A 22,624-nucleotide genomic window follows, 5' to 3' on the forward strand; every position below is an offset into this window, starting at 1 on the left:
GTTTCCTTAGTTGATTTCCACCTGGCCTTCGTCGCCCTGACGGTCGGCGATCTGGCCCAGGATCCAGGCCTGTTCGCCTTCGCCATTGAGCAGCGCGACGGCGGCTTCGGCTTGCGCGGCGGGCAGGGCGATGACCAGGCCCACGCCGCAGTTAAAGGTGCGGTACATCTCATGCTCGGTGATGTTGCCAGTGGCTTTGAGCCAGTGGAACACCGCCGGCCAGTCCCAGCTGTTGCCGTCGATAACGGCCTTGGCGTTGTCCGGCAGTACACGCGGGATGTTTTCCCAGAAGCCACCACCGGTAATGTGGGAGATGGCGTGTACGTCGTGGGCCTTAAGCAGCTTGAGTACGGACTTAACGTAAATTTTGGTCGGCGCCATCAGGGCGTCGATCAGCGGTTGACCACCCACTTCGACGTCGGCCGGAGACTCTACCCGCTCCAGCACTTTGCGGATCAGGCTGTAGCCGTTGGAGTGCGGACCGGAGGAGGCCAGGGCGATGAGGGTGTCGCCGGCGGCCACTTTGGTGCCATCCAGCACCTCGTCCTCTTCCACCACACCGACACAGAAGCCCGCCATATCGTAGTCGGCGCCTTCGTACATGCCGGGCATCTCGGCAGTCTCACCGCCGATCAGGGCACAACCGGCCATCTCACAGCCGTCGGCGATGCCGGTGACCACGGAGGTGGCCACGTCCACATCCAGCTTGCCGGTGGCGTAGTAATCGAGGAAGAACAGCGGCTCAGCGCCCTGAACAATCAGGTCATTCACGCACATGGCCACCAGGTCGATACCCACGGTGTCGTGACGCTGATGGTCGATGGCCAGACGCAGCTTGGTTCCGACGCCGTCGGTGCCGGACACCAGCAGCGGCTTCTTGTAGCCCTGGGGCAGACGACACAGGGCGCCGAAACCGCCGAGGCCGCCCATCACTTCCGGACGGCGGGTGCGCTTAACGGCGGATTTGATGTTGTCGACCAGGGCATTACCCGCGTCGATATCAACGCCGGCGTCTTTGTAGCTCAGAGGGTTTTGGGTAGTCACAGAGGTGGCCTCAATAATGAGTGTTTTTATTTATTAGACGTAGGGTGTTTTTCTGGCGCGCATTCTACCAGTTGCGCGGGGGATACCCAAGCGTCAGGCCATTTGGTGCAGAGATTCGTCAACGCCCGCGCAGGATCACATTCCTGAACCAAGAATCACGTGAGGATCTTCCGCCAGTGAGAGAGTTCGGGCTAAAATTCCGCTAATTTGTCTGGCGAAACCTGGAGATGACGATGAAGGTCACCGAAGTCAAGCACCCCCTTATTCAACATAAACTTGGCCTGATGCGCGAAGCGGAAATCAGCACCAAGCGCTTCCGTGAACTCGCCAGCGAAGTGGCTGCCCTGCTGACCTACGAGGCCACTGCCGACTTCGAAACCGAGACCGTGACCATCGAAGGTTGGAACGGCCCGATCCAGGTGAACAAGATCAAGGGCAAAAAAGTGACCGTGGTGCCGATTCTGCGCGCCGGTCTGGGCATGATGGACGGTGTGCTGGAGCACATCCCCTCTGCCAAAGTGTCCGTTGTGGGCATCTACCGCGATGAAGAAACCCTTGAGCCGGTACCGTACTTCGAGAAGCTGGTTTCCAACATCGATGAACGTATCGCCATGGTGGTTGACCCGATGCTGGCCACCGGCGGCTCCATGATCGCCACCCTGGACCTGCTCAAGAAGCGCGGCTGCAAGCACATCAAGGTGCTGGTACTGGTTGCCGCGCCGGAAGGCATCAAAGCGCTGGAAGAGGCGCACCCGGACATCGAAATGTACACCGCGTCCGTTGACGAGTGCCTGAACGACAAGGGCTACATTCTGCCCGGTCTCGGCGATGCCGGTGACAAGATTTTCGGAACGAAATAATTCCAGACAGCGGCGCCGGGAACGGCGCCCTTTTTTTGCCAAAAACACGGAGTCTTCCATGCAATCTCACTCTACCGCCAGCGCTGCGGCAGACCACACCCTTCCACCCCAGGCCACCTGGCGTCAGGTTCTGGCGGGCAGCCAGATGCTGTTCGTTGCCTTCGGTGCGTTGGTGCTGGTGCCCCTGCTGACCGGCCTGAACGTCAGCGTTGCGCTGTTTACTGCCGGTATCGGCACCCTGATTTTCCAACTGGTGACCAAGCGCCAGGTGCCGGTGTTCCTGGCCTCCTCCTTCGCCTTTATCGCCCCCATCTCCTACGGTGTGGCGCAGTGGGGCATCTCCGACACCATGGGCGGCCTGATGGTGGCCGGCCTGGTCTACATCATCTTGTCCCAGGTGGCCCGTGTGGGTGGCGTGGAAGCGATCAACCGCTACCTGCCGCCGGTGGTTGTCGGCCCGGTGATCATGGTGATCGGTCTGTCCCTGGCTCCGGTGGCGGTGTCCATGGCGCTGGGTTATCAGGGTGACAATCAGGTGGTGCCCACCGGCACTGCGCTGGCCATCGCTCTGCCGACCCTGCTGACCGCTTTGCTGGTCGCGATCTGTGGCCGAGGCATGGTGCGCCTGCTGCCGATTCTGTGCGCCATCGTGGTGGGTTACACCCTCTCTCTGGCGTTTGGTATCGTGGATTTCACTCCGGTTCGCGACGCCGCCTGGCTGGCCCTGCCGGACTTCACCGCCCCGAGCTTCAACTGGCAGGCGATTCTGTTCCTGCTGCCGGTGGCCATTGCACCTGCGGTGGAGCACATCGGCGATATGGTCTCCATCTCCAGCGTGACCGGTAAAAACTACATCAAGAAGCCGGGCCTGCACCGCACCCTGCTGGGTGATGGCCTGGCCACCACCGCTGCGGCTGCGCTCGGCGGTCCGCCGAACACCACCTACTCCGAAGTGACCGGCGCGGTGATGCTGACCAAGAACTACGACCCGAAAGTGATGACCTGGGCCGCCGTGTCCGCCATCACCCTGGCGTTGATCGGCAAGTTCGGTGCCTTCCTGATGACCGTGCCCACCGTGGTGATGGGCGGCATCATGATTCTGCTGTTCGGCTCCATCGCCGCAGTGGGCATGAATACTCTGGTGAAGCACCAGGTGGACATGAGCGAATCCCGTAACCTGGTGATCGTGGCCGTGACCCTGGTATTTGGCATCGGTGGCATGGCGCTGCCGATGGGTGAGTTTGTGCTGGAGGGCATCGCCCTGTGTGCCATCACCGCCATTCTGCTGAACCTGCTGCTGCCTAAGTCCCGCTAACAGATTGGCATGGCAGAGAGGGAAGCCCACGGGCTTCCCTTTTTTGTGCCGGAATGTTGAGTGAAAGCGCGCAAATTTTGTTGTGGCGATAGCCCGTTACCCTCGCCACAAGGGGCCAATACGCGGCTGGCTATGGTAGACTTCGCTCAGACTCAGCAACGAGAGCTTTGACTGTGCGATTCCTCCTTTCCCTGCTGCTTTGCCTGCCCATGACTGCCATGGCCGCGCAAGTGACGGATCTCTACCGTGGTGAAGTGCCTGTGGCCTCCCGCAGCAACGCCGATCAGAAGGCGGCCATTGCCGATGCCCTGGCGCAGGTGCTGGTGCGTGTCACCGGCGACGCCACCATCGCATCCCGCCCTGAAGCGCAGCCGCTGCTGCGCCAGGCCAACAATATGCTGCTCAGTTACGGCTACCAGGGTGGCACTCCCCTGACGCTGGAGGTCAGCTTTGATGGCCAGCGCATCAACCAGCAGTTGCAGGCTGCCCGTCTGCCGGTGTGGGGCGCGCAACGCCCGGAAACCCTGATGTGGTTGGCGATGGACGACACTGAAGAGGGGCGTATCCTGCTCAGTGACACCACCGAACAGACCGCTCAGTTGCAGGACGACGCCAAGCAGCGCGGCCTGCCACTGACGATGCCGATCCTTGATCTGGAGGATTCCATGGCGGTCAGCATCAATGATGTCTGGGGCAACTTTGTTGGTCCCATCGCCACCGCCAGTGCGCGATACAACCCGGACTTCTTTGTCAGCGGCCGAGTCAGCAATCAGGGGCAGCAGTGGGGCTACCAAATGAGTTTGTACGCCCCCAAAGCGGAGTCTGAGTTTGGTTTGCACCGTGCTCTGGTGCAGCGTAACGGCACGGCCGACAGCCGTGAAGCCGCGCTTTCGGCCATGATGGCGGATCTGGCGGCGTATTACGCCGGGCGTTATGCCGCGGTAGCGGGCGAGGGTGGCGGCGAAACCCAACTGGTGTTCGAGATCGAAGGCAATATTACCCAGTTGGTGGCGCTGGAGCGCTATCTGCGCAGTTTGGCGCCGGTACAAGACCTGACCATTCACAGTGTCATGGGGCGTACCATCACCTTTGAGGTGGAGTTGATCGGCGGCATGAATGAGCTGGATCAACTGCTTTCGCTGGAGTCTCGCGTTCAGTTGGTGGGCGCTGATGACGGTTTTGAACAAGATCTCGGCGATCAACCCCGCTATCGCTGGGAGGATCGCTGATCCCTGGCCGGGCCGTGTTAAACTGGCCCGGTTCGTTTGATTGGAGTTTCTCTGCCTAGTGACATCCCGTGCCCCGACACAGCTGTCGTTGCCCGTCCATCTGCCTGATGATGAAACCTTCCGCAGTTATTACCCTGCGGGCAATCAGCAACTGATCGATTCACTGCGCCAGGCTGCGGCCGGCGAGGGGGAAACCGTAACTTACCTGTGGGGCAGCGGGAAATCCGGTCGCACCCACCTGCTGCACGCCACCTGCGTGTACGCCAGCGAACTGGGTCGATCCACCTTCTATCTGCCTCTGGGCATCCACGCTTCCATGTCTCCGGCCATTCTGGATGGCCTGGAAGACCTGTCTTTGGTGTGCCTGGATGACATTGATGAGGTGTGCCGCCATCCCATCTGGGAAGAGGCACTGTTTAACCTCTACAATCGGGTGCGTGAGAAGGGGACCTGTCGACTGGTGGTGTCAGCCCGGGCCCCCGCCAATCAGGCTGGCTTCCTGCTGCCGGATCTGGTGTCGCGCCTGAATTGGGGCATCCATTACCAGCTTCACCCGCTGTCCGACGACGCCAAGCTGGCGGCCTTACAGCGGCGCGCCAAGATGCGCGGGTTGGATCTGGAAGAGGAGGTGGGTCGCTTCCTGATGACCCGTCTGGCGCGAGACCTGCGTACCCTGTTTGAGGTGCTGGACCGGCTCGATAAAGCCTCAATGGTGGCCCAGCGGCGCCTGACCATCCCCTTCGTTAAAGAGACCCTGCACCTGTAACGGCTTACTCCACCGTCACCTGCAACAGATAGTGCTTATCGGCCGGCGCTCCGGATTCCCAGGCCCGGCCATAGGTGAGCTTAAGCGTCACCGCCCCTTTCTTTCCCGCCACAAAGTGCAGCTCCTGCCGTCCCGGCGCGCCGGCCAGCTCCGCCCCCTCTCCGGGGACAAAGTGCGGCTCGCCCTCCATCACCAGAACCGGTGCTGAGGTATCGGCCTGATACCAGCCAAAGCCGGTGCTGGGGTTGGCCTCCAGGCTGACAATCAACGACTGGCCGGTTTTCATCACCAGGCTGCGGCCTTCGTGTTCTTCATCCACCTTCAGGGTGGGGCTGGGGCCACAGGCGCTCAATACCACGGCCAGTGGCAGCAGCAGGGCGATTCGGCGGAGCAATGGCATCATGGGAACACTCCTTTATTTGACTGGCCTCAGTATAGGCCCTTGCCCCGTTGCCCCCAAAGACGCTAATACTTAGGCAACGCGTTGTAATGTCAGGATGATGATGACCATCAAGTGCAGAGTGAATCGGACCGGTCTGGTCCGCTTGGGGCGGGCGGCGCTGTTGATGCTGGCGGCGGTACTGAGTGGCTGCGCCAGTTTGCCCGAACGGGAACCGGCGCCCGCCAGCTGGGCGATACGGGATACCGCCAATACCGCGTTGGCTGAGGTCACCGCCGATGATATCGCCGCGCACCCGGGCCTGTCGGGGGCGTTACTGCTGGGTGACCCGATGGACGCCTTTGTGGTGCGGCTGGGGATGATTGAGGCCGCCGAGAAGAGCCTCGACCTGCAGTACTACATCTGGCATCAGGATTTGACCGGTGACACTCTGCTGAACCGCTTGCTGCATGCCGCGGATCGGGGCGTCCGGGTGCGCCTGCTGTTGGATGACCTGGACACCGCCGGTAAGGCGGACACCCTGTTCGGGCTCGATGCCCACCCCAATATCGAGGTGCGGCTGTTCAATCCTTTTGCCAGTCGCACCAGCCGGGTGTCCGGCTTTCTCACCGATTTTGGCCGGGTAAACCGGCGCATGCACAACAAAACCATCACCGCGGATAATCGCCTGACGGTGCTGGGGGGACGCAATATCGGCGATGAATACTTCAATGCCACCGAAGAGGTGGTGTTCGGCGATCTGGATGTGCTGTGCCAGGGCGCGGTGGTGGATGAGGTGTCGGTGCAGTTTGACCTGTACTGGAACAGCCCCTGGGCCTACCCCATGGACCGCTTTGCCAATGGCCGCGATACGGTGGCAGACCTTAACCGATTCCGCCGGGCTTCCGAAGCGCAGTTGGAACAGGCGAAAAAAAGTCGGTATGCGCAGGGGTTAGCCGGGGCCGTCCAAAAGCTGCGGTCACTGGAGAGTGACGACTTTGAATGGGGCCAGGCCAAGCTGATCTACGATGACCCGGGTAAGGTGGGGGGCCTCAAGCTCTCCAGCGACACGCACCTGGCCCCGGAACTGCTGAAGGTGATGGCTCAGGTTGAGCATGACCTGTTGATCATCTCGCCCTATTTTGTCCCGGGTGAGCGCCTGACCCAGTACCTGGTCAATATGGTGGAACGGGGCATACGGGTGCGCATCGTCACCAATTCACTGGCCGCCAATGACGTGCCGGTGGTGCACGCCGGTTATATGCGCTACCGCGAAGCGCTGGTGGCGGGCGGCGTTGAGTTGTTTGAATACAAGGCGCCGCTGGAGACGGAAACCGAGCAGCAGAAGGATAAGGAGCCCTTCTGGAAGGGCGCCTCCCGTGGCAGTCTGCACGCCAAGAGCATGGTGTTTGAGGAGGAGGGGCTGTTTGTCGGGTCCTTTAATCTGGACGCCCGCTCTGCGGTGCTCAATACCGAGATCGGGGTGCTGATCCACAACCCCGAATACGCCAAGAAGATCTCTGCGGATCTGGACCGCCTGATTCTGGATAAGGCCTATCAGGTCACTCTGGAGGAGGGCGATCTGGTTTGGGTCACCCGACATGATGGTGAGATGGTGCGTTTTGACCGGGAGCCGGACACCAGCTGGTGGACCCGCTTCAGCACCGGCTTTATGCGCTACATCGTACCGGAAGGAATGCTTTGATCGGCTAACGCCAGCGTGGCCCCACCACCCAGGCCACTAGGCTGTAACGGACCCCGCGCTCTATCGGGGTGACCCGGTGCATCACAAAGCTGGGGAAGGCGACGATGCTGCCGTGATCGGTGGGGGCAGGCTTGTTCTTGTTGGTGTAGAAGAACTCCAGGGTTCCGCCAAGGTAGTCCTGAGGCGGAGTCAGCTGCACCGATATGCTGATTTTCCGGTTTGCGGTTTTCTGGCCCGCGTCCATATGCCAAGTGTAAAACCCCTCATCGTCCTGGTGGTAGCGCGCCACCTGAAACCGACCCTCAAAGCGCTCTATATCAAAGCCAAAGTGCTGACGATTGAGGGTCTCCACCACCTTCCAAAGCCGCCGATAGGCCCAGTCAAACGTCTGCTTATCCAGCCAGTGCACCTTGGAGCGGCGGATGCTGTTGTCGCCCACCTGGCCGGCGATGGTGCCGTCCATCAGGTCCGCATCGGCGGCGGCGATGATGTTGGCCATCTCGGTGGGGCTGAAACAGGGCTGATGCACCACGTGGCGGTCAAAGCCCTCAATCGGTTGAGTCATGGTGACTCCGAAATGGGGATAGGTGTCTGAACTGTAGCCCAGTTGTCGACCGAGCAGGGCGGCGACCGCGCACAAAAAAACGGGGCCAGTCGGCCCCGTTTCGCGGTGTGGTGACTCAGTGCGTTAACCCGGGCAGGTGATGCCGGTGGCGCGGCCCGCTGGACCAGCGTCCCTCGGCGGCCGCCGGTGCCAGAGACTGGCGTTGCGGTGCCAGCTGAATCTCTGCTGCGGGGGCGCTCAGGTCGATATTGTCGAACCAGTTCTCGCCGGGGCGCATCGGGATGGGGGTGTCCAGTGTGTCCACCAGCCCCACCTCTTCCGGCAGCAGGGCGTTCAGTACCAGTTTCAGCCGCTCATCGAGCTTGGTCTCACCGATACGGCCCCGCTGGCCCCAATCGACAATCAGGTCCAGCTCCGGGATCGCCGAGCGGGTGCTGGTTACCGCCACATCACGCAGGATGCCATAGCGGTGCTGCATCATCGCTTCCTCGAACAGCATGGCCAGGTCTTCCCGCTCGGTGGAGTAGGCGTAGAAGTCGCTGGCCCGGTCCGGCTCGAAGAACCCGGTGACGTCGGCGGGGGTGTAGTTCCGCTCGGCCACGGTGGGGCTGTCGCCCTGGAAGTTGACGCCGGCCAGGCTAAACATCTCTGCGCTACGCAGTGCGTACATGTTGGTCAGATCGTCAGAGACAATACCATCCGCATCCCGCTCAAGATAGGCGTCCCACAGGGTCGGGGCACTGAGTCCCGGCTGGATGGAGCGGGGGAAGAAGTCGTTGGCATGGGCCAGTTCATGGTACAGCAGACTGGCCAGGTCCGGCTCCAGTCCGGACATGGGGCGTTCAACCCGGGCCCACTGTGGGTAGAACAGGCTGGCGTACTCATTCTCGAAGGTGTAGCGCCAGGGAATAATAAACTGCAACTCCGAGCCAAAGCCGCTGCGGTAATCCGGCGCTTCATTGATGCTGTCGCGCTGCCACGGGGTCATCCACAGATCTTCCGGGTCGAGGTAGATGGCTCCGGTCACCACCCAGTAGAAGGAGGGGCGCACATCGTAGCTGATCACCACGGCGGTCACGGCGCCCAGCAGGCGGCGGAAATCGGTATTGCCGTTCTGTTCCTGCTGGCGCAGGAAGGCTTCGAACTGCTCGCCCATCCAGGGGTGCGAGACCACCACGCGGTCCAGCACCTGATCGAGGCTGGGGTCGCCACCGGCTTCGGTGCCGGTCAGGGGCAGGTCATTCAGGGCACAGGGGTCAGTGATGATGGGGTTGTAGACACAGCGCTCCAGAGCGGACGCCCAGGGACTGTCACTGCGGTAGGACTGAACCCGGGCAAAACCGGGCTTGTTGAGTCCGTCGGCCACCAGGCCCATCAGCGATTCATCGGGCACTGCGGCTTCGGCGGTCACCAGTACCCAGACGGTGTCTTCCACCTGGATGTCGCCTTCGACGGTGCCGGTGGCCTTAAAGGTCAACAGGGTATCTTCACCGACGGCGGGGGTGGAAAACAGCAGCAGTTCCGGCTCTTCGTTGACGACGTTGGAGACGGCGGCGCCGCTGACCTGCTCCCACTGGATATTGGCGGGCAATACCCAGTTGCGTTCGCCGCTGTCCGGGTTGGTGAACAGGCGGGACTGCACCCGCAGGCTGACCCGGTTACCTTCTGTCACCATATGGTCTCGGGAGACGCTGAGGTTGGCACTGGCGCCGCCGGCGGAGAAGCTGATGGACTCCACCAGGGTCTCGCCGCTGCGGTCGGTCAGGGTCACTTCGAACTGGTAACTGCCGGTCTCTGGGAGGTCAAAGGCGGCGATGGGTGAGCGGGGGTTGGTGATGTCGACGTCACTGCCGCTGAGCTGGCGCCACTGGTAGCGGTAGTCGCGACTGTTACCGTTTTCCGGCTCGGCGTACAGGGCGACGGCGGAACCGGCGCCGATGCGCTCCTCGCTGTCGGAGAGGATGATGGTGACGCCATCCGGCAGCGGGACCACCGGGCCTGTACCTCCACCGTTATCCCCACCATCATCGCCGCCACCGCAGGCGGTCAGGGCGAGGGTCAGAAGGGGGGCCAATGTCCATCTGGTCATACTTCGACTCCTGTCGTTGTGGACCCTCGCAGTCTGGCCAGGGTCGGGTTATTTGGACTTTTTCAAGCCTAGTCCCAGCTCGCGGCCACGGTGGCGGGCGTAGTAGGTGCTCGCCAGCAGCCAGGTCATCAGGGTGATCAGCACCACGGTGCCGATGCCGCGCTCATCCGGTGCCACCCACCAGCTGGTGGCGCCCCACAGCAGATAGAGGCTGGCGATAAAGCCAGACCAGGCATGGGTGTAAGGCTTACCCTTGAGCACTCCAACGGCAGGCAGCAGCAGTGGGATCAGCAAGCCTATTCTGAAACCTAGGCTGTAGGGGCTGTCGGCGTCAATCACCAAGAGCCACAGCGGGATAAGTATCAGGCTGAGCAGGTAGCCTGCGCGCGCCAACAAGAGCCAGCGGGCGGTGCCGGGCGCCATCGCTGTCATGCCAGGATCTCCAGCACCGCTTCCGGCGGACGGCCCAGTGCCGCCTTGTTGCCGTGGATAACCACCGGGCGTTCAATCAGTTTCGGGGTGGCCACCATGGCGGCGATCAGGGCGGCATCATCCGCATCCGCCAGGTTCTGCGCTTTGTATTCCGCTTCTTTGGTGCGCATCAGCTGACGCGGGCTGAGGCCCAGTTTGGCCAGCACATCGTGCAGTTGCTCGGCGCTGGGCGGCGTTTCCAGGTACTTCACCACCTCGGGGGTGAGTCCTTGCTCCTCAAGCAGGGCGAGGGTTTGACGGCTCTTGGAACAGCGCGGGTTGTGCCAGATGATCACGGGGGAAGTGGTCATGTGAGGTCCTTTCTCGTTGTTGTTTTTACAGGTTGCGCATCTGCTGTTCCGCTTCACGCAGCTGCTTGATGCGGGCATCGATGCGGGCCAGTTGCAGCGGGTTTTCGCGGCTCTGGCGGTAAGCGTGCTGAAGCTGGTCGATGGCGCGGGTGTAATCCGCCCGCAGGGCCAGGATCTCGGCCTGAACCATATGACGCTCGGCGCTCATGCCCAGCGCTTTGTAAGTTTGCGCCAACAGGTCATACACCACCATGTTGTCTTTGGAGAGGATCAGATGGCGTTCCAGAATGGCGCGGGCCTTCTCTGGCTGCTTGGCGGTCAGGTAAGCGTTGGCCAGGTTCAGGTCGATCACCGCGTTGTTGGGACGGTTCTTACGGGCCTGCTCCAGCAGGTCAATCGCCTCATTGGTGCGGTTGGTGGCCAGCAGGATGTCGGTCTGAGTGTCGAGATAGAACAGATTCTTGTCGTCCTGCTTGAGCAGCTCCGCCACCAGGGCTTCGGCCTTGTCGTACTCCTCCATGCGGAAGTGGGTCAGGGCCAGGCCGTACTGGGCGGCTTCCTTAAAGACGTAGTTGTTGCGGGCCAGCTGGCGCTCGTACTGGTGCAGCAGGTGGTCAGCGCTGTAGGCGGAGAAACGCACCTCAGCACGGGACTTGGCCAACTGGAACATCAGGTTGTCCGGCACGTTGCGCTGGGGGTACTGGGACGCCCGCGCTCGGGTATCGGCAATCCGCGATTCCGGCAGGGGGTGAGTCATCAGCATGGCCGGCGGCTTACTGGCAAAGCGATACTGGGCCGCCAGTTTGCCAAAGAAGCTGGGAGAGGCGTAAGGGTCAAAGCCCGCAGCCACCATGGTTTGCATGCCGATGCGGTCCGCTTCCAATTCGTTGGAACGGGTGTAGTTGATCTGGCCCTGAGCGTTAATCGCAAGGGTGGTCTGCAGGGCGGCGATGCCCGCCTCGGGTGCCGCCATCGCCAGCAAAATGGAGCCGAGCACCCCGGCCAGGGTGGCGGGGCCGGTGCGCTGCTGGGCCTCAATAGAGCGAGCCAGGTGGCGCTGGGTGACGTGAGCGACTTCGTGCGAGAGCACCGAAGCCAGTTCACTCTCGCTGTCGGCATAGTGGAACAGGGCGGTATGCACCCCAACGTGGCCGCCAAAGAAGGCGAACGCGTTGATGTCCTTGTTGTTGATAAGGAAGAAGCTGAAGGGCGTTTTGACGTTGCTGGCGTGCGCGACAATACGGTGTCCGACGTCATTGAGGTACTCGGTCATGACCGGGTCGTAGACGACGGGCAGTTGGCTGCGCATCACCCGCATGTAAACGTCACCGATCTCGTTTTCCTGATCGATGGTGAGGGCGCCGGAGGCGACGGTGCCGAGTTCCGGCAACTCGTTGGCGGCCTTTGCAATGGCGATGCTCAGTCCCATCGCCACAAAAAACAGCAAGGGCACGGCGAAACGGGGGGTCAATCTCTTCACGTTCGTCTGTCTGGTCCTGTCATTACCGCCTAGTGTACCGTCAAAAATTTCATTACCGCTAGGCGTTTGTGGTTTTGGGCCGGGCACGCAATAATAGGCGCCATCCTTGTCTGTCCTATATGCAGCCCCGTTGAGCCAACCATTGCAAGCGCCTTTACAGATCTTGGATCTTCGCCAGCAACGATGCCCGATGGCGATGGTGGAGACCAAACTGGCCATTCGCGCCAGAGCGCCGGGTCAGGTGCTACGGGTACTCCTCTCTGACCCGGGAAGCCGTCGAGATGTTCCCCGCTGGCTCGATAAGGTTGGCATTCCCTATCAGGTTCTCGAGGATGAAGCCTGGCTCACCCTGCAACTGACAGACCCCCACACCTAACCCGAAGGAAAGCCATGTTCAATCTGGTCCGTAACTGGTATCGCGAAAAATTCTCCGACCCCCAGGCCGTGACTCTGGCGGTGATATTGCTGGTTGGCTTCGCGGTGATTTATTTTTACGGCAGCTTGATCATGCCCCTGCTGGTGGCGGTGGTGTTCGCTTATATGCTGGAGTCGCCGGTGGGCTGGATGACCCGGCAGGGGATACCCCGAACGCTGTCGGCTTCACTGGTGCTGGTGCTGTTTGCCGGGTTGATGCTGGTGGCCACCTTTGGTTTGCTGCCGGCGTTGTGGCGTCAGGGGGTGGCTTTGGCCACCGAGCTGCCCAGCATGGTGAGTCAGTGGCAGAATCTTATCATGACCCTGCCGGAGCAATACCCCACCCTGATTGATGAACACCAGCTGGCCAGCCTGATGGCCAACTTCAACAACTCCCTGCTCTCCACCGGCCAGAACCTGGTGTCACAGTCACTGTCGTCGCTGGTCGATCTGGTGGCGCTGATGGTGTACGCCATTCTGGTGCCCCTGCTGATGTTCTTCTTCCTGAAGGACAAAGATGAGCTGATGAGCAGCTTTGGCCGCTTTATCCCCGACAACCGCGACCTGGCCAAGCAGGTTTGGGGGGAGATGAATGTGCAGATCGGCAACTACATCCGCGGCAAGGTGATTGAGATCCTGATCATCGGTACCGCCAGTTACCTCACCTTCTTCTTTATGGACCTGCGCTATGCCGCCCTGCTGGGCGCATTGGTGGGCCTGTCGGTTCTGATCCCTTACATTGGGGCCACGGTGGTGACGGTTCCGGTAGCGCTGGTGGGCTTCTTCCAGTGGGGGATCTCACCGGAGTTTGGCTACCTGATGCTGGCCTACGGCATTATTCAGGCGATCGACGGCAATGTGCTGGTGCCGCTGCTGTTCTCTGAAGCGGTCAACCTGCACCCGGTGGCCATCATTGTGGCGGTGCTGATTTTCGGTGGATTGTGGGGTTTCTGGGGCGTGTTCTTCGCCATCCCGCTGGCCACCCTGGTTAAGGCCGTGGTGAATGCCTGGCCCAGCCACCAACCGGTCGCTGATACGGAGTGATTTTGGTGTCCCCCGAACGGGGGATGCTGAGCAAGGTTCTTTAGCGGTATCAATGGGGTAACCAAGGAGGTACCCATGAGACGGCTAAGGAACCACGCGACACCCATTGCCATTGCGCTGACCGTACTGCTCAGCAGTTGCGGCGGTGACAGTGACGGCGACAACATCATTATTGACGACCCAAACCCTGTAGCGCTCACCGGCGTCTTTTCCGATAGCCCGGTCAGTGGCCTGGCGTATGAAAGCGCCAGTCAGCAGGCACTCACCAACGCCAACGGCGAATTCACCTATCTGGAAGGGGAAACCGTGGTGTTCTCCATCGGCGGCACCGCGTTTCCCGCCGTGGCCGGGCAGGCAGAAGTCACGCCGCAAACCCTGTATGACGATCAGGACGCCCACACCACCGAGGTGGTCAACACCCTTAGGTTGCTGCAAACCCTCGACAGTGACGGTAACCCGGAGAATGGCATCCAGCTGGATGAAGCGCTCCACACTGCCATGGCCAGCACCAGTCTGGATATGGGGTCTGAGAACTTTGACGCGGAAGCCGAAGCGGCGCTGGAGAACGCCGGGGTGGAGGCTCCGCTGGTGGATGAGGAGACCGCGCTGGCCCATTACGGTCAGGGCCGTGATTACCAGGTGTCCGATCTGGCTGGCACCTGGATGGACCTGTTCTACGATCTGCCCGCCTCGGACAATCTGGTGGACGGTTTTGCCTATGCGGTGGATCGTCTTGAGATTGAACCGGACGGCACCACGCTGGCCACCGCGCTGGCCAAAAGCGGCAACCGCGAACTGGACAGCGAAACACTGCAACTGAACCTGGACAGCGATGGTCGCCTGCTGCTGGCGGAAGCACCGGAGTGGGAAGCCTACCTGAGCGCAGACAAAGATAAGTTCACGGTGTTTGACCGCTACGAAGGCAGCCTGGAGTTTGGCATGGCCATTAAGCTCGGCAGTGATTACCAGCAGAGTGATCTGACCGGGCAGTGGTACACCATCGGCGTCGAGATGCCGTTGAGCTCCCCCTACGACCCGGATCTGCCTTACCTCTATCTGGATCGCTGGCAGGTGGATAACGACGGCAACCTGGCGATCTATGCTCTGCATGGTGGGGATAGCACCGGCCCGATTGGCCCCGGTGAGCTGGATGATACGGTATCGGCTCAGTTGTCCACCGAAGGCACCATCACCATTGCCGGAGATGAGGAGGACGCCGGGATGATGTACATGGCCCGCAGTAAGGATGTGGTGGTGCGCCATGAACATAACGACAGCCGCTCGGCGCTGATCGTGGCGGTGAAGCCGCCTGAAGCGATCACCCTGGCGGATCTGGAAGGCACCTGGCGGATGTACAGCTTCGGTCTGCCGCCGGTGGGTGAGATGAACCCGGAAGGCTACAGCTACGATGTTGATGAGATGGTGATCGACGCTGAGGGCAACGTCACCGCTGTGCACCTGCGTCACGTTGAGTGGACGGCGGACCAGGGACTTATCGACGAGCATTGGCAGTCCGGCGCAACCTATCCCAGTGACGATTCCTGGATCGACGGCGACTGGGAAGCCACGTTTACCCTTCGTGAAGATGGCCTTGTAGAAACCGGCGGCGAGGAGCTCGGTGTGCTGGCCATCAACGCCAGTAAGGACATGATGATCAACTACTTCAATGATGATGGTGAGCAGGGGTTCGCCCTGGCCGTCCGCCTTGTTACTCCTTGAGGGCACCCGCTCATCAACCCGTTGCCTGCGCAGAGATGCGCAGGCTTTTTTGTGTCGTCATCCATGTTGGCTTGGTGGGAGACAAATTGGATGGTGGGGCATTATATCTCCCACGCTGTTTGACGATGCATCTTGCTGATCAACTGGTTCTGGTGGCGGCAGTCGGTTTTGTGCAGCAGCGATTTAATCTGGCTTTTGACCGTTTCCTTACTGACCCCACGCCGCTGTGCAATTTCACTGCCATCCAACCCTTGCAGCAGCAGGTCCATCACCTGAGTTTCCGCCAACGTCAGGCCGCATTGGCAGGGGGTGCTGGGGCCTAACCAAAGCTGCGCCCAGGGCACCAGCATGGCACCGACGGCACTGAGGGTGTGCTCAGACTCGCTGTGGAAGGGAGCCTTACGGCGATGGCAGGACAGCCCCAGCCGACGGTCTCGCCCCAGAGGCAGGATCAGGCCCAGTGAATGGGGGAAGGCAAAGTGAGGCTGGAATCGGCTCAGGAACTGTACCCGCTCCAGTTCGTCGCGTCGCAGCAGGGATTGCAGTTTGACGCATTGGCCGGACAGACCTTCGGCCAGGTAGCGTTGCAGGTAGAGATCCTGACTTTGCTGGGCGGCCATAAAGCGATGAGCATCCGGCGAGAGTCCGGCACTGAACTGGTGGTGCTGCTCGCTGGCGGCATCATCCAGAAACAGCCAGAACCCATCGGCCTCAAGCAACGGCAATAGCCCCTGCAGGGCCTGGTGCATCTGCAGGGGGTGACGAATGTGGATCAGCTGTTCAGCCCAGTGGGCCAGTCCATGCCAGCGCATACCCCCCTCCCTGCCCCCATTATGGAGAGCGGGGCAGGGAGGGTTATTGATGCAGATCAGGGTGTTGCTGGGTTGTTATCGCTGCTGATTTTGAGTCAGTGGGTAATAACCCGGGGCAGGGACTTGGCCTGGTCAATCCAGTCTTCCACTTTACCCAGTGTTGGCAGCTGGCGAACCAGCGCGTTGTCGTCGTTGACTTCGGTCATTCTGGCCAGCAGGTTTTCGGCGTTACGCTGGGCCAGTTCAGGTACCGTATCCACGCCACTGGCCTCAAGCAGATCGGCATATTGGGTGCTTATCCCTTTGATGCGGGACAGGTCTGCCCGGTTTACCCATTTCAGGATCAACGTGTCACTGATCTCAGTGTCTTTGGCTATCTGGCTTCGGCCACTTCGGCTGGCACCGGCTTCGAGCAGGGCTTCCTGAGTGGCGATGCCGGCGTCGGCCAGTTTGGCACCATAGGCTTCGCCGATGCCTTCCACATTGGTGATCGCGGTCATAGCGGGACTCCGTTACGGCTGGAAATCTCATTCAATGTAGTTGCTTTGGGCGCGACTGGTGATGGGCCGAAGACAAAAAAGGCACCCGAAGGTGCCTTTGCAAGGTGGGCGGGAATCTACTGCGCCAACAGATAATCCAGCGCGCCGCGAATGGCCGCAATCTGTGCCAGATTGCACTGCTCCGGGCTCGCTTTCGGGCTGTCCGGGTACACCTCAGTGGTGGTGACGTAGCGGGCATCGGTCATGCCGCCACAAAGAAACAGCGACTTCTTCGGGTAGTTGATGACCCCCTCCTGCTCCACCGGAGCACCGATGATCAGGCCGTTTTCATCCGCCGGGGCGATGTGGGTGACCTGACGCACCGCGTCGATGATGGCTTTCTGAAACGCCGGGCTGGCGCGTTCGCTGTCATCCACGGTGTAGAAACCGTCCGGGATCCCCTCTTTGCTGACATCGAACGGTTTACCGTCGCGGGCGGCCAGAGCCGGGCGAAACTCGGTTTGGTCGCTGTCGGTGGTTTCGTGCAGATCGAGGTGCGCCGCAAATTCAACCCCGAGGCCAGCGACGTAGGCCATGGCCGCTGCCGCTTCTTCAGAGGGGCTGTCGGGCATAAAGGAGCGGTTAGGATCCACGCACTGGGGGTTCCAGCGGTTGATCACTTCGTAGCCCCAGGGGCTGATGCAGGGCAGCACCACCAGATCAAACTGCCCGGCGTAGTGGGCTGCGGTGGTGTCCAGAAACGCCAGGGCGCCCTGAACGCCACTGGTTTCGTAACCGTGGACGCCGCCAGTGACCAGCACTTTGGGGCGTTCCGGTTGCCAGTCACGGCTCTTAATGGCAAACAGGGGATAACGTTCACTGTCGTAGGAGAGGGCGCCATACTGTTCAATGTCAAAGCGTTCGCGCAAAGCATCAATCTTGCTGAGCACTTCATCGCGATAGCTGCGTTGCCGTTGGATGCTGGCCAGCCATTGGGCCTTTTCGTCCTCACCCCAGGGTTGTCCCGGGGTACCGATGGGATAGAAGGGGGTCATTCCGTGATGCACTCCACAATGGGGAAAGCGCTGAGCTTACCCCTGCCACGCCCGGGCCGCAATTGAGGCGCCCCACGTCGGGCCAGAGTGGGGGAGTATTGTGGACATTTTTATCCATAGTGATTGGTGCTATCCGCCATTTTTACCACTTAATGTGGTTGTTACGATGCTCGCCGTTGTCGGGCCTGACGGTGGTATCACCGGATTGGCCCATTCCCCGATTCGATGTAGGAGCCACGCCGTGTCCAACGACAGCAAAGCGATTCAATCCCAGATCCTGGATGCTTTTCACTTCCGTCACGCCACCAAGGTGTTCAATCCTGACCGTAAGATCAGCGATGATGAATTCAACACCATTCTGGAAGCCGCCCGCCTGTCGCCAAGCTCCTTTGGATTTGAACCATGGCAGATCCTGGTGGTGCAGTCTCCGGAGAAGCGTGAGCTGTTCCGTGACTTTGCCTGGGGCGCCAACGGGGCGTTCAATGGCACTGCCGGACAGCTCGGTACCGCCAGCCACTTTTTGATCTTTCTGGCGCACACCGATTCGACCATGAAGCATAACTCCGACTATCTACAGCGCTTTATGAAAGAGGTAAAGCAGTTGCCGGAAGAGGTGATCGGCTTTATCAATCAGGCATTCCAGAAGTTTCAGGAACACGACTTTCATATTGAGGGAACCCGCCAGATCACAGACTGGTCAGCTAAGCAGGCGTACATCGCCATGGGCAATGTGATGTCCGTTGCCGCCATGCTGGGCATCGATTCCTGTCCGATTGAAGGCTTTGAGGTCGATAAAACTGCCGAGGTATTGGAGCAGCATTTCGGTATTGACCCCAAACAGTACCAGCCTGCGGTGATGGTGGCGCTGGGTTATCGTGCTGACGAGCCGCAGTTCCCGAAAACCCGTCGCAGTATGGATCAAATCGTCTCCTACTTCTGAACATCCCGATGAGTCAATAAAACGCGCCCTATGGGCGCGTTTTGCTGTTTTGGGCACCTTGGTACTTTTCTATTACGGCATCTTGTGGCCGGTCAAAGCACGAACCCCATCAATTATTCATCAAAATGATGGTCTCAATGATTAATAGGATGTACAGCACAATGAGCTACAAAATGCGTAAGGGCATGAATCGTAATATGCGATGACGATAATGGTTATTGTGGTTGAAATGATCGAGGCATTCACTGAATAAATGTTTTTAATCAATGCCTTAAAGTTTATGGGATGATGGATTTGATTTTTAACTACCCCCTAAGGGGTACTACTAAAGAGGTATTTGCTAGTACATCGATCACAAAATAATTTAATTCTTTTCTTACGGCATGTTGTTTTCAAAATTCCGGTGATTAAATCAATTTCGCAATGGGCCTGTTGCAACCAGATTACAAAAATGCAGAGGGACATGATGATGCGAAACAAATTGCTTGTGGCAGTGGCCATTTCGGCTGCGCTGGCTGGCTGTAATGACGACGACACCATTCAGGTAGAGTGCGGGGAAGGCTCAGTACTGAATCCGGAAACCAACATCTGTGAAGTCACCCCCGTTGAGCCGCCGCCGGCGGTTGAGTGTGGTGAAGGCACTGTATTGAATCCGGAAACCAATCAGTGTGAGATCCCGCCGACCACCGGGCCCACCGATTTCTATAACAGTGACAACTGGGCGGAATCCTTCCCAACCCAGCACGCCTCCTGGGCTGAAACCGAACAGAATACCCCGGAAGCTGGTCCGACCGACCTGCTGGAAGCCAACCCCAACCTGGTAGTAGCCTGGGCAGGTTACGGCTTTGCCAAGGACTACAACCGCGCCCGGGGCCACCACTTTGCCCTGACCGACGTGATCTCCACCCTGCGTACCGGCAGCCCGATGCTGGTGGACGGCGTTGTCGTGGGTGAAGCGATGCCCGCCAGTTGCTGGGGCTGTAAGACTCCAGACATCGCTCGCATGTACGACGAAGTGGGTGAAGCCAACTTCTCTAACAACAGCTGGTCCACCTGGGGCCATGAGATGGCCAACACCATCGGTTGTGCCGATTGTCACGAGCTGGGTGAAGACCAGATCCGCCTCTCCCGCCCCTACACCGACCGTGCCATGACCACCATTGGCCGCACCTTCGAAGCGCAGGATGCGGGTGAAAAAGCCAATCAGGTGTGTGCACAGTGCCACGTGGAGTACTACTTCGACGGCACCGACTCCAAGAAAGTGAAGTACCCCTGGGACCACTGGGTACCGGGTGTAAACACCAACTATGCCTCTGTCGTCAGTTACGAGGGCACTGACGGTCTGTATGAAGGCTTTGCTGCCGAAGCGCAGCTGGCCTACTTTGACGCCAAAGGCTACAAGGATTGGACCAACGCCATCTCCGGTACGCCGAACCTGAAGACTCAGCACCCTGAGTACGAAAACCTGGTCGACCGCACCAGCCACACCATGTCCAGCCACCTCGACTTCACCTGTGCCACTTGCCACATGCCGAAAGCGGAGAATGACAGTGGCATGGAGTACTCCCGCCACAACGTGCGCTTCGACGCCAACAACCTCCCGAGCAGCTGTCTGGGTTGCCACAGCGCAGAGTCCTTTGAGCCGATGCTGAAGGCGCGCAAGGATGAGATCAACGCGCTGCGCTTTGGTGAGAACGGCACCGACGCCCGCCTGACTGAGCTGCACTTCACTGCGCAAGCCATCTGGTCCGCCAATGGGGTTGAAGGCTTGGCGGAAGGCAAGACCATCGGTGAAGCCAAAGCCAACTACGAAGGCGCCCTGAAAGCGGGTACCGAGCTGGCGGGTGAAATGAACAGCCTGCTGACTAAAATCCGTAATGCTCAGTGGTTCTGGGACAGTGCAACCGCCTCTCACGGTATCCACGCTCACAACAAGGCCGAAGCGGTTCGTCTGTTGACCAAGTCCAACGCCATCATCGATGCAGCCCTGGTTGAAGCCGCGACTCTGGTGGCTAAGTATGCGCCGGACTATGTCTTTGACATCACCACCGTAGACACCAAGGCGAAAGCCCAGCCTCTGGCCGGTCTGGACCTGGAGAAGATGGAAGCCGATAAGGACAAATTCCTCTCCGAGCGGGTGGAAAAAGAGTGGCCGCATCCGCTCAAGCCATAAGGTAAACCGACGGCGATACGCCCAGCCGGGCAAAAAGCCCGGCTGAACTCTCATCTCCCTGCGCGGCGCTATCGCCGGAAGTGACGGCCCATCACCGTGACTTCAGCATACTCCTATGGCCTGAGAGGGCGCCCTGCAAAGGGCGCCTTTTTTTGTGGTCCGCCTCAAACCACCTTCTATGCTGGTGGTGATCGTTCCATCAGCGCTATTGCCGCGAACCTCAGGACTCGAAGTTACTGAGGCATCAAAGTGAAGGAGATACAGACAAGGGTGTTGTTCCGCGCGGGTCCGACAAAAACCGTACACCTGACCCAACTGGCCCCATCGAGCTCTACTGGCAACAATGTTTAACGAGAATGGGAAAGTCGCATTGTGCGGGAGTTCTGAACCTGAATGTCCTCTCCTGAGAAGCGGCTCTTATCGGCAAGGCTGACCCTCTTTTTACAGGTTCGGCAGAGCGACGGTCAGGGCCCCACCTACGACCAAAGCGTTCACCTGAAAGCTGACGGCATTGAGTTTGAGCAATAGCCGAAAGCGTGTTGAGCGAAGCCTGGAGGTGCCGACGGCGCTTTTTCCCCAATCCCCCTGCATGTCTGGCGGCGGAGCGTCGATGCCGGACGCTGATGGTCTCGTGGTTATCCAGGCACGATTCCCCTTCATTGGTGGCGAATAACCGGTCATTAGCGGTGGGTGAGCCTGGCTTTGGGTATCCCCCCTGCGAACTGGCTGATCAGCATCACACAGGCCCATCATGAGTTACCTTTATTCATGGGACCAGAGCGATAGCTATGATGATGCACCACCATCAGCATCGGTTGGCCTCTGGCTCAGCCCTCAAACCAACCCATGGCATCCAGATGACCCACCCATGGAAGCGGACGGTAAGACCTGTATCGTCCTGGCGCGAACCCAATCGGTCACGCTACTGGCCGGCGTGACAAAAACGATTATCGGGTCATCGGGATGGTGCCTCCCCTACACCCCTGCGCCTCGTTTCGAAGCCGCCTAGAGCACCGCCCTGTCTGTTGAGTTACCAAGCCATATCGCTTGCTCCGTTTACTTTGGCCGTCAGTGAAGCCGACCAGAGGGATAACCCCTTATCACAGGTGGAGAGCTTGCCAGCCTGCCTGAGTGGGAGCGATTTTTTCCTTTTGCTCAATGCCCTGTGCCGACCTCCCAACCTACCATGCGCAAGATCTGCCGTAGCGCTGCCGATGTTGGCTTGCTCACTCGCTTAGGCGGTCGAAAATGAGGTGTGGCCCGGATTGGGTTTCGAACGTTTTGTGTCTGGCACGAAAAGGAATAATGGAAAGAAAACCAGGCTTACAGGAATGGATAAAGATGTAATAAAACGTTCAGAAATCGATATTGAAAACATAAAAATTCACTCTGAGTTGATTTATACCGAGGAACTGTTTAATTCAATTTGCCTGGGATCTGGTTATTTTGGCGTTAGACTCTAAACACTAAATAGAGTATTGGTTCTAACTTTTGCGGCGTCATGAGTGTATTTCTGCATCGGTTTGGTCGCTATAAGGCCGGCATTGAAGGGCATGGAGTGTTGACTCTTTTGTAATGCAATGAGTGATGCAAGGATAATGGTATTTAATTATTTTTAATCTTATTTAATTCATTGATTTGTGACGGCGGTGATACATTCGCCATGTAAATTACTCGCTTGAATATTGTTGGAATTTTCGAATTCTGATAGGCGTAGCGCCTCAAGTTTAGCGTTTGTGGCTAGCGTAATATATCGAGACGTTTAATTTGCAGA

20 protein-coding genes are annotated in these 22,624 nt (G+C 59.3%); 10 read left to right on the forward strand and 10 right to left on the reverse strand.

The window, feature by feature from the left end:
• Positions 1-6: 6 nt before the first annotated feature.
• The gene (purM, locus tag FBAL_RS06425) at positions 7-1,044 is read right to left on the reverse strand and encodes a phosphoribosylformylglycinamidine cyclo-ligase (RefSeq protein WP_013344769.1); all 1,038 of its coding nucleotides are present in this window, start codon (positions 1,042-1,044) and stop codon (positions 7-9) included.
• A 233-nt stretch (positions 1,045-1,277) separates the two neighbouring features.
• Here purM and upp point away from each other — a divergent pair, with 233 nt between their 5' ends.
• The 4 genes from upp (at position 1,278) to hda (ending at position 5,214) form a co-directional block, all read left to right on the forward strand.
• The gene (gene upp, locus FBAL_RS06430; RefSeq protein WP_013344770.1) at positions 1,278-1,904 is read left to right on the forward strand and encodes a uracil phosphoribosyltransferase; all 627 of its coding nucleotides are present in this window, start codon (positions 1,278-1,280) and stop codon (positions 1,902-1,904) included.
• Between the two features lie 58 nt (positions 1,905-1,962).
• Entirely contained in the window at positions 1,963-3,219 is a 1,257-nt protein-coding gene (locus FBAL_RS06435) for a uracil-xanthine permease family protein (RefSeq protein WP_013344771.1), read from the forward strand.
• A gap of 173 nt (positions 3,220-3,392) precedes the next feature.
• Complete coding sequence (locus FBAL_RS06440; protein ID WP_013344772.1) at positions 3,393-4,448, forward strand: DUF2066 domain-containing protein; 1,056 nt, start codon at positions 3,393-3,395, stop codon at positions 4,446-4,448.
• Between the two features lie 58 nt (positions 4,449-4,506).
• Positions 4,507-5,214 carry a DnaA inactivator Hda gene (gene hda / locus FBAL_RS06445; protein WP_013344773.1) on the forward strand — a complete coding sequence of 236 codons (708 nt, stop codon included), beginning with the start codon at positions 4,507-4,509 and terminating at the stop codon, positions 5,212-5,214.
• Positions 5,215-5,218: 4 nt separating this feature from the next.
• On the opposite strand, the gene FBAL_RS06450 is transcribed toward hda, so the two are convergent.
• Positions 5,219-5,617 (reverse strand): protease inhibitor I42 family protein, encoded by a 399-nt coding sequence (locus tag FBAL_RS06450; protein WP_013344774.1) that lies wholly within the window; start codon positions 5,615-5,617, stop codon positions 5,219-5,221.
• A 94-nt stretch (positions 5,618-5,711) separates the two neighbouring features.
• Between FBAL_RS06450 and FBAL_RS06455 the strand changes: the two genes are divergently transcribed.
• Positions 5,712-7,298 (forward strand): phospholipase D family protein, encoded by a 1,587-nt coding sequence (locus FBAL_RS06455; protein WP_083771176.1) that lies wholly within the window; start codon positions 5,712-5,714, stop codon positions 7,296-7,298.
• A 4-nt stretch (positions 7,299-7,302) separates the two neighbouring features.
• On the opposite strand, the gene FBAL_RS06460 is transcribed toward FBAL_RS06455, so the two are convergent.
• The 5 genes from FBAL_RS06460 to bepA form a co-directional block, all read right to left on the reverse strand.
• Entirely contained in the window at positions 7,303-7,863 is a 561-nt protein-coding gene (locus tag FBAL_RS06460; RefSeq protein WP_013344776.1) for a 2OG-Fe(II) oxygenase, read from the reverse strand.
• 115 nt (positions 7,864-7,978) lie between these two features.
• Positions 7,979-9,952 carry a hypothetical protein gene (locus FBAL_RS06465; RefSeq protein WP_013344777.1) on the reverse strand — a complete coding sequence of 658 codons (1,974 nt, stop codon included), beginning with the start codon at positions 9,950-9,952 and terminating at the stop codon, positions 7,979-7,981.
• A gap of 48 nt (positions 9,953-10,000) precedes the next feature.
• Entirely contained in the window at positions 10,001-10,384 is a 384-nt protein-coding gene (locus FBAL_RS06470; RefSeq protein WP_013344778.1) for a DUF2069 domain-containing protein, read from the reverse strand.
• Positions 10,381-10,734, reverse strand: a complete 354-nt coding sequence (arsC, locus tag FBAL_RS06475) for an arsenate reductase (glutaredoxin) (protein ID WP_013344779.1) — start codon at positions 10,732-10,734, stop codon at positions 10,381-10,383. Before arsC ends, FBAL_RS06470 begins: the two co-directional genes overlap by 4 nt.
• A 25-nt stretch (positions 10,735-10,759) precedes the next feature.
• The gene (bepA, locus tag FBAL_RS06480; RefSeq protein WP_013344780.1) at positions 10,760-12,214 is read right to left on the reverse strand and encodes a beta-barrel assembly-enhancing protease; all 1,455 of its coding nucleotides are present in this window, start codon (positions 12,212-12,214) and stop codon (positions 10,760-10,762) included.
• A gap of 163 nt (positions 12,215-12,377) precedes the next feature.
• Between bepA and FBAL_RS06485 the strand changes: the two genes are divergently transcribed.
• The 3 genes from FBAL_RS06485 to FBAL_RS19525 all read left to right on the forward strand — a co-directional run bounded on the left by FBAL_RS06485 (position 12,378) and on the right by FBAL_RS19525 (position 15,391).
• Entirely contained in the window at positions 12,378-12,590 is a 213-nt protein-coding gene (locus FBAL_RS06485; protein WP_257605984.1) for a sulfurtransferase TusA family protein, read from the forward strand.
• Positions 12,591-12,604: 14 nt separating this feature from the next.
• On the forward strand, positions 12,605-13,672 hold the full coding sequence (locus FBAL_RS06490; protein WP_013344782.1) for an AI-2E family transporter: 1,068 nt from the start codon (positions 12,605-12,607) through the stop codon (positions 13,670-13,672).
• Positions 13,673-13,747: 75 nt separating this feature from the next.
• On the forward strand, positions 13,748-15,391 hold the full coding sequence (locus FBAL_RS19525) for a hypothetical protein (RefSeq protein ID WP_013344783.1): 1,644 nt from the start codon (positions 13,748-13,750) through the stop codon (positions 15,389-15,391).
• A 101-nt stretch (positions 15,392-15,492) separates the two neighbouring features.
• Here the strand turns inward: FBAL_RS19525 and FBAL_RS06500 are convergent, their stop codons facing one another.
• The 3 genes from FBAL_RS06500 to FBAL_RS06510 all read right to left on the reverse strand — a co-directional run bounded on the left by FBAL_RS06500 (position 15,493) and on the right by FBAL_RS06510 (position 17,737).
• The gene (locus FBAL_RS06500; RefSeq protein ID WP_013344784.1) at positions 15,493-16,203 is read right to left on the reverse strand and encodes a helix-turn-helix transcriptional regulator; all 711 of its coding nucleotides are present in this window, start codon (positions 16,201-16,203) and stop codon (positions 15,493-15,495) included.
• Positions 16,204-16,298: 95 nt separating this feature from the next.
• Positions 16,299-16,703 (reverse strand): DUF4332 domain-containing protein, encoded by a 405-nt coding sequence (locus FBAL_RS06505; RefSeq protein ID WP_013344785.1) that lies wholly within the window; start codon positions 16,701-16,703, stop codon positions 16,299-16,301.
• A gap of 116 nt (positions 16,704-16,819) precedes the next feature.
• Positions 16,820-17,737, reverse strand: a complete 918-nt coding sequence (locus FBAL_RS06510) for a M14 family metallopeptidase (protein WP_013344786.1) — start codon at positions 17,735-17,737, stop codon at positions 16,820-16,822.
• A 241-nt stretch (positions 17,738-17,978) separates the two neighbouring features.
• On the opposite strand from FBAL_RS06510, the gene FBAL_RS06515 reads away from it, so the two are divergent.
• Positions 17,979-18,677: an NAD(P)H-dependent oxidoreductase gene (locus tag FBAL_RS06515; RefSeq protein ID WP_013344787.1), complete on the forward strand. Its 699-nt coding sequence runs from the start codon at positions 17,979-17,981 to the stop codon at positions 18,675-18,677.
• A gap of 463 nt (positions 18,678-19,140) precedes the next feature.
• Positions 19,141-20,850, forward strand: coding sequence for an ammonia-forming cytochrome c nitrite reductase subunit c552 (locus FBAL_RS06520; RefSeq protein ID WP_245544379.1), 1,710 nt, complete (start codon positions 19,141-19,143; stop codon positions 20,848-20,850).
• Positions 20,851-22,624 lie beyond the last annotated feature (1,774 nt).

Origin of the sequence: Ferrimonas balearica DSM 9799, assembly GCF_000148645.1 — a bacterium.
Lineage (GTDB): Bacteria > Pseudomonadota > Gammaproteobacteria > Enterobacterales > Shewanellaceae > Ferrimonas > Ferrimonas balearica.

What these genes read in the sequence shown, in the direction of transcription:
- FBAL_RS06520 (WP_245544379.1), top strand. Translation starts at nt 19,141, where the DNA reads ATGATGATGCGAAACAAATTGCTTGTGGCAGTGGCCATTTCGGCTGCG.
- FBAL_RS06460 (WP_013344776.1), bottom strand. Translation starts at nt 7,863, where the DNA reads ATGACTCAACCGATTGAGGGCTTTGACCGCCACGTGGTGCATCAGCCC.
- FBAL_RS06500 (WP_013344784.1), bottom strand. Translation starts at nt 16,203, where the DNA reads ATGCGCTGGCATGGACTGGCCCACTGGGCTGAACAGCTGATCCACATT.
- FBAL_RS19525 (WP_013344783.1), top strand. Translation starts at nt 13,748, where the DNA reads ATGAGACGGCTAAGGAACCACGCGACACCCATTGCCATTGCGCTGACC.
- arsC (WP_013344779.1), bottom strand. Translation starts at nt 10,734, where the DNA reads ATGACCACTTCCCCCGTGATCATCTGGCACAACCCGCGCTGTTCCAAG.
- FBAL_RS06465 (WP_013344777.1), bottom strand. Translation starts at nt 9,952, where the DNA reads ATGACCAGATGGACATTGGCCCCCCTTCTGACCCTCGCCCTGACCGCC.
- FBAL_RS06435 (WP_013344771.1), top strand. Translation starts at nt 1,963, where the DNA reads ATGCAATCTCACTCTACCGCCAGCGCTGCGGCAGACCACACCCTTCCA.
- FBAL_RS06450 (WP_013344774.1), bottom strand. Translation starts at nt 5,617, where the DNA reads ATGATGCCATTGCTCCGCCGAATCGCCCTGCTGCTGCCACTGGCCGTG.
- FBAL_RS06505 (WP_013344785.1), bottom strand. Translation starts at nt 16,703, where the DNA reads ATGACCGCGATCACCAATGTGGAAGGCATCGGCGAAGCCTATGGTGCC.
- FBAL_RS06455 (WP_083771176.1), top strand. Translation starts at nt 5,712, where the DNA reads ATGATGATGACCATCAAGTGCAGAGTGAATCGGACCGGTCTGGTCCGC.
- upp (WP_013344770.1), top strand. Translation starts at nt 1,278, where the DNA reads ATGAAGGTCACCGAAGTCAAGCACCCCCTTATTCAACATAAACTTGGC.
- FBAL_RS06510 (WP_013344786.1), bottom strand. Translation starts at nt 17,737, where the DNA reads ATGACCCCCTTCTATCCCATCGGTACCCCGGGACAACCCTGGGGTGAG.
- FBAL_RS06490 (WP_013344782.1), top strand. Translation starts at nt 12,605, where the DNA reads ATGTTCAATCTGGTCCGTAACTGGTATCGCGAAAAATTCTCCGACCCC.
- FBAL_RS06470 (WP_013344778.1), bottom strand. Translation starts at nt 10,384, where the DNA reads ATGACAGCGATGGCGCCCGGCACCGCCCGCTGGCTCTTGTTGGCGCGC.